This is a genomic window from Pseudomonas sp. T1.Ur, from assembly GCF_023516725.1.
Lineage (GTDB): Bacteria > Pseudomonadota > Gammaproteobacteria > Pseudomonadales > Pseudomonadaceae > Aquipseudomonas > Aquipseudomonas alvandae.
Genome location: NZ_JAMGSN010000001.1, coordinates 4,674,656 through 4,691,412 on the forward strand (window position 1 = coordinate 4,674,656; position 16,757 = coordinate 4,691,412).

The window sequence follows — 16,757 nt, forward strand, 5'->3', positions numbered from 1 at the left end:
TTCAAGCCTTAAACGTCGGCAGCCGGACCGCCGATCGGTGTTTCCGGACGTTCGCCCTGTACCGCCGGTGGCGTACCGGAAGAACCCGTGCCACCCGACCAATCACGGGGCTCACGAGGCGGGCGCCCGGCCATGATGTCGTCGATCTGCTCGGCATCGATGGTTTCGTACTTCATCAGGGCATCGGCCATCGCGTCCAGCTTGTCACGGTTATCCGTGAGAATCTGCTTGGCGGTACCGTAGCACTGGTCGATGATGCTACGCACTTCAGAGTCGATCAGCTTGGCCGTCTCGCCCGAGAAGCTCGCATGCTGGCCACTGCCACCGCGACCGAGGAATACTTCACCTTCTTCCTCCGCGTACATCAACGGCCCCAGCTTCTCGGAAAGCCCCCATTTGGTCACCATGTTCCGGGCAATCTGGCTAGCGCGCATGATGTCATTCGACGCGCCGGTCGTTACACCGTCGAAGCCCAAGGTCATTTCCTCGGCGATACGACCTCCATACAGCGAACAGATCTGACTGATCAATGCACGCTTGGACAGGCTGTAGCGATCTTCTTCCGGCAGGAACATGGTCACACCCAGCGCCCGACCACGCGGGATGATCGAAACCTTGTACACCGGGTCATGTTCAGGCACCACACGACCAACGATGGCGTGACCCGCCTCGTGGTAAGCGGTGTTCTGTTTTTCCTTCTCCGACATGACCATGGATTTGCGCTCGGCGCCCATCATGATCTTGTCCTTGGCCAATTCGAATTCTTTCATTTCCACGATGCGCTTGCCGGAACGGGCGGCAAACAGCGACGCTTCGTTCACCAGGTTGGCCAGGTCGGCACCCGAGAAGCCTGGCGTACCACGCGCGATCACTCCCGGGGCGACGTCATCGCCCATCGGCACCTTGCGCATATGCACCTTCAGGATCTGTTCGCGACCACGGATATCTGGCAGCCCCACCACGACCTGACGGTCGAAACGCCCTGGACGCAACAGCGCTGGGTCGAGCACATCGGGACGGTTGGTAGCGGCAATCACAATGATGCCGTCGTTCATTTCAAAACCGTCCATCTCGACCAGCAACTGGTTGAGAGTCTGTTCGCGCTCATCGTGACCGCCGCCCATGCCGGCACCACGATGGCGACCGACGGCGTCGATTTCGTCGATGAAGATAATGCAGGGTGCGTGCTTCTTGGCCTGCTCGAACATGTCGCGAACACGGCTGGCGCCCACACCGACGAACATTTCAACGAAGTCGGAACCGGAAATCGTGAAGAATGGTACTTTCGCTTCACCAGCGATTGCCTTGGCCAGCAAGGTCTTGCCGGTGCCCGGAGGCCCCACCATCAACACGCCACGCGGGATACGACCACCCAGGCGCTGGAACTTGCCTGGATCGCGGAGGAATTCGACCAGCTCGCCAACCTCTTCCTTGGCCTCGTCGCAACCAGCGACATCGGCAAGGGTAGTCTTGACCTGATCCTCGGACAGCAACCGGGCCTTGCTCTTGCCGAAACTCATCGGCCCGCCTTTACCGCCAGCACCGCCTTGCATCTGGCGCATGAAGAACATGAACACCGCGATGATCACCAGGATCGGAAAGCTCGCGACCAGGAGCTGGGTCCAGATGCTTTGCTGTTCAGGCTGCTTGCCTTCGACCACGACATGGTTGTCCACCAGGTCGCCAATCAGGCCATTGTCCTGGATTGCTGGACGAATGGTCTTGAAGCTGTCGCCATCGGTGCGCTTGCCGGTGATCACATAGCCATCAACGGCTACGCGCTCGACCTTGCCATCCTTGACTTGCTGGATGAAGTCGGAATAGTTGAGGGTCTGCGGCTCGTTAGGGCTGGAGAAGTTGTTCATCACGGTCACAAGGACAGCGGCGATGATCAACCACAGGATCAGATTCTTTGCCATATCGTTCAATTAACTACCCTCTGAAGCAAGCTCCGCTACTGGCGCGCGCTTCGCATGATATTCACCGGCCTAACTTACTACATTACCTACGACTCTGGCAGGCGCCGTCTGTAACCCTTTGTGAAACACTTTCTACACAATATTCGTTAATGCTCACGGGACGAAATACGAAAAACCTATCGCCCCGGTCGAAAAACCTCTTATTCCTCACCGCGACCACGGAAACCACGACCCAGCAGGTACTGCTCACGGGAGCGATCACGCGATGATTTCGGCTTGCGCGTCGTGACCTTCTCGAACTGCTTGCGCACGCTCTTGTGGTATTCGTCGAAGCCTTCGCCCTGGAAGACCTTGATCAAAAAATCACCACCTGGCTTCAACACCCGAGTCGCAAGGTCCAGCGCCAACTCGCACAGGAACATCGATCGCGGCATATCAACAGATGCCAGTCCACTCATATTGGGGGCCATATCGGAAATCACAAGGTCCACCTCGTTTTTTCCAACCGCTTCGAGGATCTGCGCCAGTACGGCGTCCTCGGTAAAGTCGCCCTGAATGAAGGTCACATCCGGGATGCTGTCCATTTCCAGGATATCGGAAGCGATCAGAGTGCCTTGCCCACCAATCAGACGACTGGTCACTTGGGACCAGCCACCCGGGGCGGCACCCAAGTCGATCACGCTCATGCCTGGACGGATCAAACGGTCTCTTTCCTGAATCTCCAGCAGCTTGTAGCTGGCACGGGAACGATACCCGTCTTTTTGCGCCATTTTCACGAATGGGTCGTTGAAATGCTCTTGCAGCCATTTAAGACTTGTCTTGGAACGGGCCACGGGCCACCTCAAAAATAAAACGGGTCGTGATTAAGTGGGCGGTCCCGGACTCGCTCGGGTAAACTGGCCGCCGCTTTTTTACAAGATCAGACGCAGGGGTCAGATTATGCCGCTCACTCAAGAGCAGAAGAAACAATACAAATCCATCGGCCACCATCTGAAACCGGTTTTGACTGTGGCTGACAACGGTTTGACTGAAGGTGTGCTCGCCGAATTGGAACGCGCCTTGGGCGATCACGAGCTGATCAAGATCAAGCTCAACATCCTCGATCGCGAAGCCCGCCTGGCTGCCGTTGCCGAACTGTGCAAGACCGGCAAGGCAGACCTGGTGCAGGTCATCGGCAAGATGGCGCTGATTTATCGCAAGAATTTCAGCGTCAACAAGCAACTGTCGAACGTTCACCGCTTCAAGTGATGCCAAAGGGTCAAGGGTGTGCCTCGCACACCCTGCCACTCCAGCCAGGAACCGGCTGCAATACAAGCACCAATCCGGAAAAACCCAGCACCAGGTAACTGAATACCTGCCACTGGCTCGCATCCGGCCAGCCGAGATGCACCGCAAAGAACATCCCGCACGCGTACAACGACATGAGCAACAACTGCCCACGAATGTCGCGCCATAGACTGGCAAGGCCCTCGGCCTGAACCAGCACCAAAGCCTGAAACATCACACACGCTGCGGAAAACGCCACCAGCAGCGCCGTCAGCATGCCTGCGATTTCGTCGATGAGCAGCGGTGCCAGGCCGACTCGACCCAGCACCGGCAGCAAACCGATGTGCAACAACCAGACGCCGCCCACCCATAACATCTGGGTGAGCTGCCAGATCATGGCGCCGGCTCGCAGCGGGCGCCTTCGTTCAGATGTGACGGACTTCGACAATCTCATACTCGATGACACCACCCGGCGTCTTCACCGCCACCACATCGCCCTCTTCCTTGGCAATCAAGGCGCGGGCAATAGGTGAACCGACGGAAATCTTGCCGAGCTTGATGTCTGCCTCGTCCTCGCCAACGATCTGGTAGGTCACGCTTTCATCGGTCTCGACGTTGGCGATTTCCACCGTGGTGCCGAAAATGACCTTGCCCGTATGCGGAATCGTCGTGACATCGATGATCACCGCATTCTGCATGCGGCCTTCGATGTCACGGACTCGCGCCTCGACCATGCCTTGCTCTTCGCGGGCCGCATGGTATTCGGCGTTTTCCTTCAGATCGCCCAGCTCACGCGCTTCACCAATAGCCTGGCTCAAGCGCGGACGCTCGACCTTGGTCAGGAAAGCGTGTTCTTCTTCCAGGGCCTTCGCGCCCTGAACAGTCATCGGGTACTTGGTTATGCTCATGCCTTCAATCCTGCATGTAGATCCTGCAAGCGACGCACGGTCTTCTCGGGACCGAACTTGAGCGCTTCGCAGATCGCTTCGCCCGCAGCAATGGTCGTGGTGCAGTAGATCTTATGCTGCAGCGCGTTGCGACGAATGGAGTAGGAATCGGCGATCGACTGGCGACCTTCGGTGGTGTTGATGATCAGCGTGACTTCGTCATTCTTGATCATGTCGACCACGTGTGGACGGCCCTCGGTCACTTTGTTCACGCGGCGCACTTTCAGTCCCGCCGCCTCGATCAGCTTGGCGGTGCCGGCAGTGGCAACCACTTCGAAGCCCAAGTTGATCAGATCACGGGCCACGCCTGCAACCAGTGGCTTGTCGTCATCACGCACGCTGATGAACGCCGTGCCGCCAGTCGGCAAGACTTCGCTGGCGCCCATTTGCGCCTTGGCGAAGGCTTCACCGAACGTATCGCCCACGCCCATCACTTCACCGGTCGACTTCATTTCCGGGCCGAGGATCGGGTCCACGCCTGGGAACTTGGCGAACGGGAACACCGCCTCTTTCACGCTGTAGAAGTTCGGAATGATTTCTTTGGTGAAGCCCAGCTCTTTCAGGGTTTTGCCAGCCATGACCCGTGCAGCGATCATTGCCAGGGAAACACCGATGCACTTGGAAACGAACGGCACGGTACGGGAAGCACGCGGGTTGACTTCGATGACGTAGATGTCCTCGCCCTGCAGGGCCAGTTGCACGTTCATCAGGCCGATGACGCCCAGCTCCAAGGCCATTTTCTTGACCTGCTCGCGCATTTCGTCCTGGATGTGCGCCGGCAGCGAATAAGGCGGCAGCGAGCACGCGGAGTCACCGGAGTGAACGCCGGCCTGCTCGATGTGCTGCATGATCGCGCCAATCACCACGTCCTTGCCATCGCTGACCGCATCCACGTCCATTTCGATGGCGCAGTTGAGGAAGTGGTCCAGCAGCACCGGGCTGTCGTTGGACACTTGGACCGCTTCACGCAGGTAACGCTTGAGCTCGTCTTCCTGGTAGACGATTTCCATCGCACGGCCGCCCAGCACATAGGACGGACGCACCACCAGCGGATAACCGATCTTGGCGGCGGCACGAATCGCTTCGTCTTCGCTGCGCACGGTGGCGTTTGGCGGCTGGCGCAGGTTCAGGCGCTCGACCATCTGCTGGAAGCGCTCGCGGTCTTCGGCACGGTCGATCGCATCCGGACTGGTGCCGATGATCGGCACGCCGGCGGCTTCAAGGGCGCGAGCCAGTTTCAGTGGGGTCTGGCCGCCGTACTGGACGATCACGCCTTTTGGCTTCTCGACACGGACGATTTCCAGCACGTCTTCCAGGGTCACGGGTTCGAAGTACAGGCGATCAGAGGTGTCGTAGTCGGTGGACACGGTTTCCGGGTTGCAGTTGACCATGATGGTCTCGTAGCCGTCGTCGCGCAGGGCCAGTGCCGCGTGCACGCAGCAGTAGTCGAACTCGATGCCCTGGCCGATCCGGTTAGGACCGCCACCCAGGATCATGATCTTGTCCCGGGTCGATGGCGCGGCTTCGCACTCTTCTTCGTACGTGGAATACAGGTAGGCGGTGTCGGTGGCGAACTCGGCCGCGCAGGTGTCGACGCGCTTGTAGACCGGGAACACTTCCAGCTTGTGACGATGGGCGCGCAGGCTCTTCTCGGTCACACCCAGCAGCTTGGCCAGGCGCATGTCGGAGAAGCCTTTGCGCTTGAGGCGGAACATCGTGTCGTGGTCGATGCTGGACATGCCCAGGGTCTTGACCTTCTCTTCTTCCTTGATCAGATCTTCGATCTGTACCAGGAACCAAGGGTCGATCATGTTCATGCCGAAGATCTGCTCGACGGTCATGCCCGCGCGGAAAGCATCGGCCACGTACCAGATGCGCTCGGCGCCCGGCACGGTCAGCTCGCGCTTGAGCACGCTCATGCTTTCCGGGTCGGCCAGGTCCAGCTTCGGATCGAGGCCGCAAACGCCCACTTCCAGGCCACGAAGGGCTTTCTGCAGGGATTCCTGGAAGGTCCGGCCGATGGCCATGACTTCACCCACCGACTTCATTTGAGTGGTCAGTCGGGCATCGGCCTTGGCGAATTTCTCGAAGGCGAAGCGTGGCAGCTTGGTCACAACGTAGTCGATGGACGGCTCGAAGGACGCCGGGGTCTTGCCGCCGGTGATGTCGTTCGACAGCTCGTCCAGGGTGTAGCCCACAGCCAGCTTGGCAGCGACCTTGGCGATCGGGAAGCCCGTGGCTTTCGAGGCCAGGGCCGACGAACGGGATACTCGCGGGTTCATCTCGATGACCACCATGCGACCGGTGTTCGGGCAGATGCCGAACTGGACGTTGGAGCCGCCGGTTTCCACGCCGATCTCGCGCAGCACCGCCAGGGAGGCGTTACGCAAGATCTGGTATTCCTTGTCGGTCAGGGTCTGGGCCGGTGCGACGGTGATCGAGTCACCGGTGTGCACGCCCATCGGGTCGAAGTTCTCGATGGAGCAGACGATGATGCAGTTGTCCTTTTTGTCGCGGACAACTTCCATTTCATATTCTTTCCAGCCGATCAGGGATTCGTCGATCAGCAGTTCCTTGGTCGGCGACAAGTCGAGACCACGGGCGCAGATTTCCTCGAATTCTTCACGGTTGTAGGCGATGCCACCACCGGTGCCGCCCATGGTGAAAGACGGACGGATGATGCACGGGAAGCCGAGGCGCTCCAGGACGGCGTTGGCCTCTTCCATGCTGTGGGCGATGCCCGAGCGTGGGCAGTCCAGGCCGATGGATTTCATCGCCTTGTCGAAACGCGAACGGTCTTCGGCCTTGTCGATGGTGTCGGCATTGGCGCCGATCATTTCCACACCGAACTTCTCCAGGACGCCTTCGCGCTCCAGGTCCAGGGCGCAGTTCAGCGCGGTCTGGCCACCCATGGTCGGCAGCAGCGCGTCCGGGCGCTCCTTCTCGATGATCTTGGCAACGGTCTGCCATTTGATCGGCTCGATGTAGGTGGCGTCGGCCATGGCCGGGTCGGTCATGATGGTGGCCGGGTTGGAGTTCACCAGGATGACGCGGTAGCCCTCTTCGCGCAGGGCTTTGCAGGCCTGGGCGCCGGAGTAGTCGAATTCGCAGGCCTGGCCGATCACGATCGGGCCAGCGCCAAGAATCAGGATGCTTTTTATGTCTGTACGTTTTGGCATGGGTTTGTCACTCAAATCCGCAGGTCAGTCGGCTAGGCCGTCGAACAATCTTTGAAGCGCCCGTGGGGGCCGCCGCTTTCGGGGCCGCCCTCGGGCTTCACGCGGTCAGCGTCGCTTGGCCATCTCATTGATGAAGCGATCGAACAGCGGCGCCACATCGTTCGGGCCCGGGCTCGCTTCAGGGTGGCCCTGGAAGCTGAACGCGCTCTTGTCGGTACGCTCGATGCCTTGCAGCGTGCCGTCGAACAGCGACTTGTGGATCGCACGAACGTTGGCTGGCAACGTCGCTTCATCCACGGCAAAACCATGGTTCTGGCTGGTGATCATCACCACGCCGGTGTCCAGGTCCTGTACGGGGTGGTTGGCACCGTGGTGGCCGTGGCCCATTTTCAGGGTCTTGGCGCCCGATGCGAGGGCCAGCAGCTGGTGACCCAGGCAGATACCGAAAACCGGGATCTCGGTTTCCAGGACGTCCTTGATCGCTTGGATCGCGTAGTCGCAAGGCTCCGGATCACCAGGGCCGTTGGACAGGAACACGCCATCAGGCTTGAGCGCCAGGACGTCGGCGGCAGGGGTTTGCGCCGGTACCACGGTGACGCGGCAACCACGCTCGACCAGCATGCGCAGGATGTTCAGCTTGACGCCGTAGTCGTAGGCAACCACGTGGTAGGGCAGCTCGGAAGCCTCGATCGTCGCGTGACGGTCGGTCTTCAGGTCCCAGACTGTGGAGCGCCATTCGTACTGCGCCTTGGTGCTGACGACTTTCGCCAAGTCCATGCCCTTGAGACCAGGGAAACCCTGGGCAGCGGCGATGGCGGCTTCTTCGGAGATGTTGTCGCCGGCCATGATGCAGCCGTTCTGCGCGCCTTTTTCCCGAAGGATGCGGGTCAGGCGGCGAGTGTCGATACCAGCGATCGCCACGACGTTGTTGGCTTTCAGGTAATCGGACAGGGACATCGTGTTACGCCAGTTGCTCGCTACCAGCGGCAAGTCACGGATGACCAGGCCGGCGGACCAGACACGATCGGACTCGGCGTCTTCCGGCGTGGTACCGGTGTTGCCGATATGCGGGTAAGTCAGGGTAACGATTTGCTGGGCGTAGGAAGGATCGGTAAGAATTTCCTGATAGCCGGTCATTGCGGTGTTAAACACCACCTCACCAACGGTCTGACCGTCGGCTCCAATGGCTTCGCCGCGAAAAATGCTGCCATCAGCAAGGGCGAGTATGGCTGGCTTAGTCAAGAAGACCTCCCGTAAATAAAGCCTGAAAGGGCGATCGCAGGTTGTAAAAAAGCGGAGTGACGTATGGACACGTCACCCCGCTTGTTCACTGAATTATTCTGCGCGCTTTTAGTGGACACACTAAAGCTGTAGCTTACAGAAAAAGGCTTTTTTGGTCCACCGCTAATGAGCCTTAAAGGCAGGGGAATGCGACAGGTCGTCGCGAAGCGGTGTAAAACGGGGTTCAGTATAACCTGAACCCCGCCTTCAAGGACATCAACGCAGGTCGAGAACGTCCTGCATGTCGTACAAACCAGGCTCGCGCCCATCCAGCCACAACGCGGCACGCACGGCGCCCTTGGCGAAGGTCATCCGGCTCGACGCCTTGTGGGTGATCTCCAGGCGCTCGCCTTCGGTGGCGAACAACACGGTATGGTCACCCACCACGTCGCCGCCCCGTACGGTCGCGAAGCCGATGGTGTCGCGCTCGCGAGCACCGGTATGCCCTTCGCGCCCATACACAGCCACCTGCTGCAGATCGCGCCCCAGCGCATCGGCAATCACTTCACCCATGCGCAAGGCCGTTCCAGAAGGCGCATCGATCTTGTGCCGGTGATGCGCCTCGATGATTTCGATATCCGCATCGTCACCCAGGACCCGCGCCGTCAAGTCGAGCAATTTGAGTGACAGGTTCACGCCCACGCTGAAATTCGCCGCGAACACGATTGGGATGTCCTTGCCCGCTTCGGCCAGCAACTGCTTCTGCGCAGCATCCAGACCGGTCGTACCGATCACCATGGCCTTGCCTGCCTTGCGGCAGATGGCAAGGTTTTTCAGCATGACTTCCGGCAAGGTGAAATCAATGAGGACGTCAAATTCGTCGATCACCTTTTCCAGCCCACCGGACATCGGCACGCCGATACGCCCAATCGAGGCCAATTCGCCAGCGTCGGCGCCGACCAGGGTGCTGTCAGGCCGGACGATGGCAGCCGTCAACCCCGACAGCGGCGAACGCTGCTGCACGGCCTCGACCAACGCCTTGCCCATGCGCCCGGCGGCGCCCATCACTGCTATACGTCGCATGCGGACTCCTTAGAGATCGCCGAAAAAGCGCTTCACGCCTTCGAACCAGCCAGTGGTTTTCGGCGAGTGGCTGTTGTCATCCGCAAGGGAGCTGCGGAACTCCTCAAGCAACTCACGCTGGCGCCGGCTCAGGTTGACCGGGGTTTCCACCGCCACACGGCACATCAGGTCGCCCGCACCGCCGCCACGCACTGGCGCGACGCCCTTGCCGCGAATCCGGAACTGCTTGCCGGTCTGTGTGCCCTCGGGAATCTTCAGCTTGACGCGACCGTCGAGGGTCGGGATCTCAAGCTCGCCACCCAACGCCGCATCGACAAAGCTGATCGGCACCTCGCAGAACAGGTGTTTGCCGTCGCGCTGGAAGATCGCGTGCTCGCGTACGTTGATCACGACATACAAGTCGCCAGTCGGGCCGCCCTGGGCCCCCGCCTCACCTTCGCCAGACAAGCGAATGCGGTCACCGGTGTCGACACCGGCTGGCACCTTGACCGACAGCGTCTTGTACTCTTCGACACGCCCTTCGCCGTGGCAGGAATCGCACGGGTCGGAAATGATCTTGCCTTGACCGTGACACCGCGGGCAGGTTTGCTGGACCGAGAAGAAGCCCTGCTGCATGCGAACCTGGCCGATACCGCCGCACGTCGGGCAGGTCACGGGCGAGGAACCCTTCTTGGCCCCCGAGCCATCGCACGGTTTGCAGTTGACCAGCGTCGGCACACGGATATTGACCGTCGTACCGCGCACCGCCTCTTCCAGGTTCAGCTCCAGCGTATAGCGCAGGTCACTGCCACGCTGGGCGCCACCACGGGCACCGCCGCGACCACCGCCGAAGAAATCGCTGAAAACATCGCCGAAGATGTCGGAGAAATTCTGGCCGCCGAAACCGGCGCCACCGCCGCCCATGCTCGGGTCGACACCGGCATGACCATACTGGTCGTAGGCCGCGCGCTTACTGGAGTCGGACAGGACTTCGTAAGCCTCGTTGGCCTCCTTGAACATCTCTTCCGACGCTTTGTCGCCGGGATTACGGTCCGGGTGATGCTTCATCGCCAGGCGACGATAAGCCTTTTTCAGCTCTGCCTCGCTGGCACCGCGCTCGACACCCAATACTTCGTAAAAATCACGCTTTGCCATTAGTCTTTGCACTCTTATAGGACGTTCGGCAAACCTCTCCTGAACCTTGCCAAACTCGTTGAGCCCCAATACAGGCCCGGACCCAACTCACGTCAATTCAACGATCCTGGTCGTAGGCTTTGTAGGAAAAGTGCCTGCGCGACGTCTCCTACAATCCAAATCTTTTAGCCAGGGCCCCGGCCAAAATGCGGTGCTCATCGCCCGAAAAGCAGGAGCATTCCCGAACACACCGCCAACACCCGAACACTGTCGCATGCTGTAAAAATTCGCTGGCTCCAGACACGCCAACGCGGGAGCAAGCTCCCGCGCGGCGACATCCTACCAGCCACCGCACAAATGCAGTCAACCGGCCGACCAACAAGCGATTACTTGTTGTCTTTCACTTCTTCGAACTCAGCGTCGACGACGTCGTCGGCTTTTTCCGCCGATTCGCCTTGCTGCGCGGCGCCTTCAGCTGGCTGGGCCTGTTCGGCGTACATCTTCTGAGCCACTGGAGCGGAGACTTTCGACAGTTCTTCGATCTTCGCCTCGATGGCCGCCTTGTCGTCACCTTTGACAGCCGCTTCAAGGGCAACCACGGCTGCCTCGATAGCGGTTTTCTCTTCAGCGGTCACTTTTTCGCCAGCATCGGCAACCATCTTGCGAGTCGAGTGCACCAGAGCGTCACCCTGGTTGCGAGCGCTTGCCAGCTCTTCGAACTTGCGGTCTTCCTCGGCGTTGACTTCAGCATCGCGGACCATTTGCTGAATTTCTTCCTCGGACAGACCGGAGTTGGCCTTGATCACGATCGACTGGGTCTTGCCGGTCGCCTTGTCTTTCGCACCGACGTGCAGGATGCCGTTGGCGTCGATGTCGAAGGTCACTTCGATCTGTGGCACGCCACGTGGTGCCGGTGGAATCTCGGCCAGGTCGAACTTGCCCAGGGACTTGTTCTGGGCAGCTTGCTTGCGCTCGCCTTGCAGGACGTGGATGGTCACGGCGCTCTGGTTGTCATCGGCAGTCGAGAACACCTGGGATTTCTTGGTAGGAATCGTGGTGTTTTTCTCGATCAGCGCGGTCATCACGCCACCCATGGTTTCGATACCCAGGGTCAGCGGGCTGACGTCCAGCAGCAGAACGTCTTTCACGTCACCGGCAAGAACGGCGCCCTGGATAGCGGCACCCATGGCAACGGCTTCGTCAGGGTTCACGTCCTTGCGAGCTTCTTTACCGAAGAAATCGGTAACCAGCTTCTGCACCAGTGGCATACGGGTCTGACCGCCGACCAGGATCACGTCGTTGATCGAACCCACGTCGATACCGGCATCCTTCATCGCAATGCGGCAAGGTTCGATGGTGCGCTGAACCAGGTCTTCCACCAGCGCTTCGAGCTTGGCGCGGGAGATTTTTACGTTCAGGTGCTTAGGACCGGTAGCGTCTGCGGTGATGTACGGCAGGTTCACGTCGGTCGACTGGCTCGAGGACAGTTCGATCTTGGCTTTTTCAGCGGCTTCTTTCAGGCGCTGCATGGCCAGCGGGTCACCCTTGAGGTTCATGCCGCTTTCTTTCTTGAACTCATCGACGAGGTAGTCGATCAGGCGGATGTCGAAGTCTTCACCACCGAGGAAGGTGTCACCGTTGGTGGCCAACACTTCGAACTGGTGCTCACCGTCGACTTCCGCGATTTCGATCACGGAAACGTCGAAAGTACCGCCACCCAGGTCATAAACGATCACGGTGTGATCGCCCTTGGCCTTGTCCATGCCGTAGGCCAGCGCCGCCGCGGTAGGTTCGTTGATGATACGTTTTACGTCCAGGCCTGCGATGCGGCCGGCGTCTTTGGTCGCCTGGCGCTGGCTGTCGTTGAAATAGGCAGGGACAGTGATGACTGCTTCGGTCACCGCTTCGCCGAGGTAGTCTTCGGCGGTCTTCTTCATTTTCTTCAGAATTTCAGCCGAGATCTGTGGCGGTGCCATTTTCTGGCCGTTCACTTCAACCCACGCGTCGCCGTTATCAGCCTTGGCGATCTTGTAAGGCACCATCTTGATGTCTTTCTGAACGACTTCTTCGTCGAACTTACGACCGATCAGACGCTTCACCGCGTACAGGGTGTTATGCGGATTGGTCACAGCCTGACGCTTGGCGGACTGGCCCACCAGGATCTCGCCATCGTTGGCGTATGCGATGATCGACGGCGTGGTGCGCGCGCCTTCAGCATTTTCAATAACCTTGGCCTTGCCGTTTTCCAGCACGGAGACGCACGAGTTGGTGGTCCCCAGGTCGATGCCGATAATCTTGCCCATGTTAACTCTCCCGGAACTTGAATATTTTTGCCGCAGCAGTGGTGGCTAACTGCGGTAGTACTTAAACGCTTGACTTCTTAATGGGGCCGTTGCGCCCGATTTCAAGCCTGCTCATCAATAGAAGGCGAAACCGGAGCTGGCGCCTTGCTGACCACAACCATGGCCGGGCGCAGCAAACGGCCGTTGAGCAGGTAGCCCTTCTGGAAAACCTTCAGCACACTGTTTGGCTCGACGTCCGCACTTTCCTGCATCGCCATTGCCTGGTGATGTTCGGCGTTGAAGGGTTCGCCGTGTGGATCGATCGCTTCAAGCTGATAGCGCTTGAGGGTGTCCTGGAACATTTTCAGGGTCAGCTCGATGCCTTCACGCATCGGACGGATGTTCTCGTCGTCCGGGTTGGACAACTCCAAACCACGTTCCAGGCTGTCGATGATTGGCAGCAGGTCGCCAGCGAAACGCTCCAGGGCAAACTTGTGGGCCTTTTCTACGTCTTGCTCGGCGCGACGGCGAACGTTCTGCAGATCGGCGGCTACACGCAACGCCTGATCCTGCGCACCGGCCAGTTGCTCCTCGAGCACTTGTACACGTGCCGACAGGTCCTCGCCCGAGTCCTGGGGAGCCTGATTGGCGTCTAGATTTTGCGTGTCCTGCGTCTGTTCGTCAGCCATAGATTTCTCCTTTCAACTTCGTCCGCGAGCTCGACTCGCGCTTCTGCCCCGGTATATGGGGCCGGGTTTTCAAGCTTCAAGGGTCATCTGACGAATTAACCCTACAAAAGGCAGAGGCAAGATCATTCCTCGCCGCACTAAGAATTGCAGCTTCCCAAGCAAATCGAGCTAAGCGCAGGCATTGTCAGCCTGAAACAAAACACTGTATAAATAACCAGACCTAAAGCCTGGGAGCGGCCTTATGCTGGTGCACCTGTCCGTACACAACTACGCCATCGTCGAACATCTCGACCTCGAACTCGATCGGGGCATGAGCGTGATAACCGGTGAAACCGGCGCGGGCAAATCGATCATGCTCGACGCCTTGGGCCTGACGCTGGGCGACCGTGCCGACAGCGGCGTGGTGCGTCCCGGAGCGGACAAGGCCGACATCCTGGCAACCTTCGACCTGGTCGATATTCCCGAAGCCAGCGCCTGGCTGGCCGAACGTGACCTGGACACCGATGGCCTGTGCATCCTGCGCCGGGTCATCACCGCCGAGGGCCGCTCCCGAGGCTATATCAACGGCACGCCCTGTCCATTGGGCGACCTCAAGGCCCTCGGTGAGCTGCTGATTGATATTCACAGCCAGCATGAACATCAATCCCTGCTCAAGACCGATACCCATCGCCGACTGCTCGACGAATACGCAGGCGCCACAGACCTGGCACGCCAGGTTCAACTGGCCGCCCAGCGTTGGCGGCAAACCCGGCAGGAACTGGATCGCCTCTCAAACTCTGGCGACGAACAGCGTGCTCGCCACCAGTTATTGAGCTACCAGCTGGAAGAGCTGGAGAACCTGGCCCTGGGTGAAAACGAGCTGGAGGAATTGGAACAGGAACACAAGAACCTGACCAACGCCGAGGCGCTGCTGGGTATTTGCCGCCAGGTCGTTGAACAATGCAGCGAAAGCGATTCAGGCAATGTGCTCAACGCCCTGACGGCGAGCCTGAACCGACTCTCCAGCGTCAGCAACTCCGTAGGCGCCCTGAACGAAGCAACGAACCTGCTGACCAGCGCACAGATACAGGTCGAGGAAGCCGTCGGGGAATTGAACCGGTTCCTTGATCATTTCGACGCCGACCCGGCACGCCTGCAATACCTCGAAGAACGCCTGGATACGATTTACACGCTCGCCCGCAAGCACCGCGTCCAGCCGACCGATGTCGTCGAGCTGCAGCAACGCCTGCTGGAAGAACTGGAAACCCTGAACGCCAATGATGAATCCATCGAGCGCCTCGGCGACGAGCTGGCATCCTACGCGCGTCATTACCAGGAAAAAGCCAACGAGCTCAGCCAGCTGCGCCGCCAGGCCGCGACTGGGCTGGCCAATGCCGTGGAGCAGGAAATCCAGCGACTGGGCATGCCAGGCGGGCGCTTCACCATCGAGCTGCACCCCAACGCCGGCGACGAACTGCTGCCCAATGGGCTTGAACAGGTAGAGCTGCTGGTCAGCGCCAACCCTGGCCAGCCGCTCAAGGCACTGGCCAAGGTGGCGTCTGGGGGCGAGCTGTCGCGCATCAGCCTGGCCATCCAGGTCATTACCGCGCAAACCTCACGAGTGCCCACATTGGTATTTGACGAAGTGGACGTAGGGATCGGCGGCCCGACAGCGGAAATTGTCGGCCAATTGCTTCGCAGGTTGGGCGAACGCGGCCAGGTACTGACCGTTACCCACCTGCCCCAGGTCGCCGCCCAGGGACACCAGCATCTTTTTGTCCACAAGGTGCGTGGCGAAGACGCTACTCGTACCGCCGTGTCCAAGCTCAACAAGCATGAACGCGTGGAGGAAGTGGCACGGATGCTCGGTGGCATCGACCTGACCAAAGAGTCCTTGGCGCACGCCAAGAAAATGGTGATTGCGGCAAAAATCTAAAGGACACCGCAAAGCAAGAAGGCGACCCGAGGGCCGCCTTCTTTCGTTTTGGGAGAATTGATTCCCGCGACGAGCTTATTTGCGCTTACGCACGTGCAAGACGAGATGGTGATCGATCAGCTCGAAACCATACTCTTCAGCAATCGCTTTTTGCAGCTTCTCGATTTCAGGACTGACGAATTCGATAACTTCACGGGTTTCCACATCCACCATATGGTCATGGTGCTCCCCGTCAGCCAATTCAAAGACAGCATGACCGCCATCAAAATTATGACGAGCCACCAGCCCCGCAGCTTCGAACTGGGTCAGGACACGGTAAACCGTGGCCAGACCGACGTCCTCGCCAGCTTCCATGAGCGCCTTGTAGACGTCTTCGGCACTCATGTGGCGTTGCTCTGCGGAATCGAGCATTTGCAGAATCTTGACCCTTGGCAGGGTCACTTTGAGGCCGGCTTTGCGTAGTTCGCTATTTTCAACCATGGTCAGCTTTCTCGCGATGCTGCTTCGCAGCTTCTCTTATTGCGGGTATGATCGGCGTTTACGTTGTCCCAGCCAAGATAGTGGAAGTCGCCCACCGATGCAAAACACCAAGCTCTTGCTAACCAGTTTCACCTTCGTGGGACTGCTCGCACTCGCCGGTTGTTCATTCCCCGGGGTTTACAAAATCGACATCCAGCAGGGCAATGTCGTCACGCAGGACATGATAGACCAGTTACGCCCGGGAATGACCCGTCGGCAAGTACGGTTTATCATGGGCAACCCCCTGCTGACCGACACGTTCCATGCCGATCGCTGGGATTACCTGTACAGCTTGCAGCCTGGCGGCGGCGAGCGGCAACAAGAACGCATCAGCGTTATCTTCAATGCCAATGATCAGCTTGTCAGCCTGTCGGGTGATTTCATGCCGGGCGTAAGCCGCGATGAAGCCATCATGGGCAAGGACAGCGGCACGACGGTGACCGACCCGACCCAGAACGCCGAACAGCCAAAACCGGAAAAACCGGCCAAGCCAGGTTCGCTGCTGGATCAGATCCAAAAAGACGTGGACAAAGTCGAGACCGTGCCTGTGCCGACTCCGGAGCCGCTGGATACGTCACCGCAATAAATCGCGACAAGAAAAAACCCGGCATGCCGGGTTTTTTC

At 59.2% G+C, this 16,757-nt stretch carries 14 protein-coding genes; 3 read left to right on the forward strand and 11 right to left on the reverse strand.

Annotated features, from left to right (window positions below; all coding sequences use genetic code 11):
- Window positions 1-8: 8 nt before the first annotated feature.
- On the reverse strand, window positions 9-1,919 hold the full coding sequence (gene ftsH, locus M8Q45_RS20795) for an ATP-dependent zinc metalloprotease FtsH (RefSeq protein ID WP_181287544.1): 1,911 nt from the start codon (window positions 1,917-1,919) through the stop codon (window positions 9-11).
- A gap of 200 nt (window positions 1,920-2,119) precedes the next feature.
- A complete protein-coding gene (gene rlmE, locus M8Q45_RS20800) occupies window positions 2,120-2,752 on the reverse strand; it encodes a 23S rRNA (uridine(2552)-2'-O)-methyltransferase RlmE (RefSeq protein WP_249876198.1) in 633 nt (210 codons plus the stop codon).
- Between the two features lie 106 nt (window positions 2,753-2,858).
- Here rlmE and M8Q45_RS20805 point away from each other — a divergent pair, with 106 nt between their 5' ends.
- Complete coding sequence (locus tag M8Q45_RS20805; RefSeq protein ID WP_003177852.1) at window positions 2,859-3,167, forward strand: YhbY family RNA-binding protein; 309 nt, start codon at window positions 2,859-2,861, stop codon at window positions 3,165-3,167.
- 10 nt (window positions 3,168-3,177) lie between these two features.
- Here M8Q45_RS20805 and M8Q45_RS20810 read toward each other — a convergent pair whose 3' ends face one another.
- The 8 genes from M8Q45_RS20810 to grpE form a co-directional block, all read right to left on the reverse strand.
- On the reverse strand, window positions 3,178-3,582 hold the full coding sequence (locus tag M8Q45_RS20810; RefSeq protein WP_249876199.1) for an MFS transporter: 405 nt from the start codon (window positions 3,580-3,582) through the stop codon (window positions 3,178-3,180).
- Between the two features lie 28 nt (window positions 3,583-3,610).
- Window positions 3,611-4,087, reverse strand: coding sequence for a transcription elongation factor GreA (gene greA, locus M8Q45_RS20815; RefSeq protein ID WP_030139783.1), 477 nt, complete (start codon window positions 4,085-4,087; stop codon window positions 3,611-3,613).
- Window positions 4,088-4,089: 2 nt separating this feature from the next.
- Entirely contained in the window at window positions 4,090-7,311 is a 3,222-nt protein-coding gene (carB, locus tag M8Q45_RS20820; RefSeq protein WP_249876200.1) for a carbamoyl-phosphate synthase large subunit, read from the reverse strand.
- A 105-nt stretch (window positions 7,312-7,416) separates the two neighbouring features.
- On the reverse strand, window positions 7,417-8,553 hold the full coding sequence (gene carA / locus M8Q45_RS20825) for a glutamine-hydrolyzing carbamoyl-phosphate synthase small subunit (protein ID WP_249876201.1): 1,137 nt from the start codon (window positions 8,551-8,553) through the stop codon (window positions 7,417-7,419).
- Between the two features lie 255 nt (window positions 8,554-8,808).
- Window positions 8,809-9,615, reverse strand: a complete 807-nt coding sequence (gene dapB, locus M8Q45_RS20830; protein WP_249876202.1) for a 4-hydroxy-tetrahydrodipicolinate reductase — start codon at window positions 9,613-9,615, stop codon at window positions 8,809-8,811.
- A 9-nt stretch (window positions 9,616-9,624) separates the two neighbouring features.
- Window positions 9,625-10,749 carry a molecular chaperone DnaJ gene (gene dnaJ / locus M8Q45_RS20835; RefSeq protein WP_030139779.1) on the reverse strand — a complete coding sequence of 375 codons (1,125 nt, stop codon included), beginning with the start codon at window positions 10,747-10,749 and terminating at the stop codon, window positions 9,625-9,627.
- Window positions 10,750-11,114: 365 nt separating this feature from the next.
- A complete protein-coding gene (gene dnaK, locus M8Q45_RS20840) occupies window positions 11,115-13,031 on the reverse strand; it encodes a molecular chaperone DnaK (RefSeq protein WP_030139778.1) in 1,917 nt (638 codons plus the stop codon).
- Window positions 13,032-13,132: 101 nt separating this feature from the next.
- On the reverse strand, window positions 13,133-13,699 hold the full coding sequence (gene grpE / locus M8Q45_RS20845) for a nucleotide exchange factor GrpE (protein ID WP_181287537.1): 567 nt from the start codon (window positions 13,697-13,699) through the stop codon (window positions 13,133-13,135).
- A 241-nt stretch (window positions 13,700-13,940) separates the two neighbouring features.
- Between grpE and recN the strand changes: the two genes are divergently transcribed.
- Window positions 13,941-15,614 (forward strand): DNA repair protein RecN, encoded by a 1,674-nt coding sequence (gene recN, locus M8Q45_RS20850; RefSeq protein ID WP_249876203.1) that lies wholly within the window; start codon window positions 13,941-13,943, stop codon window positions 15,612-15,614.
- Window positions 15,615-15,689: 75 nt separating this feature from the next.
- Here the strand turns inward: recN and fur are convergent, their stop codons facing one another.
- Window positions 15,690-16,094, reverse strand: a complete 405-nt coding sequence (gene fur / locus M8Q45_RS20855) for a ferric iron uptake transcriptional regulator (RefSeq protein WP_030139775.1) — start codon at window positions 16,092-16,094, stop codon at window positions 15,690-15,692.
- A gap of 97 nt (window positions 16,095-16,191) precedes the next feature.
- On the opposite strand from fur, the gene M8Q45_RS20860 reads away from it, so the two are divergent.
- A complete protein-coding gene (locus M8Q45_RS20860) occupies window positions 16,192-16,719 on the forward strand; it encodes an outer membrane protein assembly factor BamE (protein ID WP_030139774.1) in 528 nt (175 codons plus the stop codon).
- Window positions 16,720-16,757: the final 38 nt, after the last annotated feature.

Bases quoted from the DNA above. Each gene is read 5' to 3' on its own strand.
- ftsH (WP_181287544.1), bottom strand. From the start codon at position 1,919: ATGGCAAAGAATCTGATCCTGTGGTTGATCATCGCCGCTGTCCTTGTG.
- M8Q45_RS20805 (WP_003177852.1), top strand. From the start codon at position 2,859: ATGCCGCTCACTCAAGAGCAGAAGAAACAATACAAATCCATCGGCCAC.
- M8Q45_RS20810 (WP_249876199.1), bottom strand. From the start codon at position 3,582: ATGATCTGGCAGCTCACCCAGATGTTATGGGTGGGCGGCGTCTGGTTG.
- carB (WP_249876200.1), bottom strand. From the start codon at position 7,311: ATGCCAAAACGTACAGACATAAAAAGCATCCTGATTCTTGGCGCTGGC.
- dapB (WP_249876202.1), bottom strand. From the start codon at position 9,615: ATGCGACGTATAGCAGTGATGGGCGCCGCCGGGCGCATGGGCAAGGCG.
- dnaJ (WP_030139779.1), bottom strand. From the start codon at position 10,749: ATGGCAAAGCGTGATTTTTACGAAGTATTGGGTGTCGAGCGCGGTGCC.
- dnaK (WP_030139778.1), bottom strand. From the start codon at position 13,031: ATGGGCAAGATTATCGGCATCGACCTGGGGACCACCAACTCGTGCGTC.
- grpE (WP_181287537.1), bottom strand. From the start codon at position 13,699: ATGGCTGACGAACAGACGCAGGACACGCAAAATCTAGACGCCAATCAG.
- recN (WP_249876203.1), top strand. From the start codon at position 13,941: ATGCTGGTGCACCTGTCCGTACACAACTACGCCATCGTCGAACATCTC.
- fur (WP_030139775.1), bottom strand. From the start codon at position 16,094: ATGGTTGAAAATAGCGAACTACGCAAAGCCGGCCTCAAAGTGACCCTG.
- M8Q45_RS20860 (WP_030139774.1), top strand. From the start codon at position 16,192: ATGCAAAACACCAAGCTCTTGCTAACCAGTTTCACCTTCGTGGGACTG.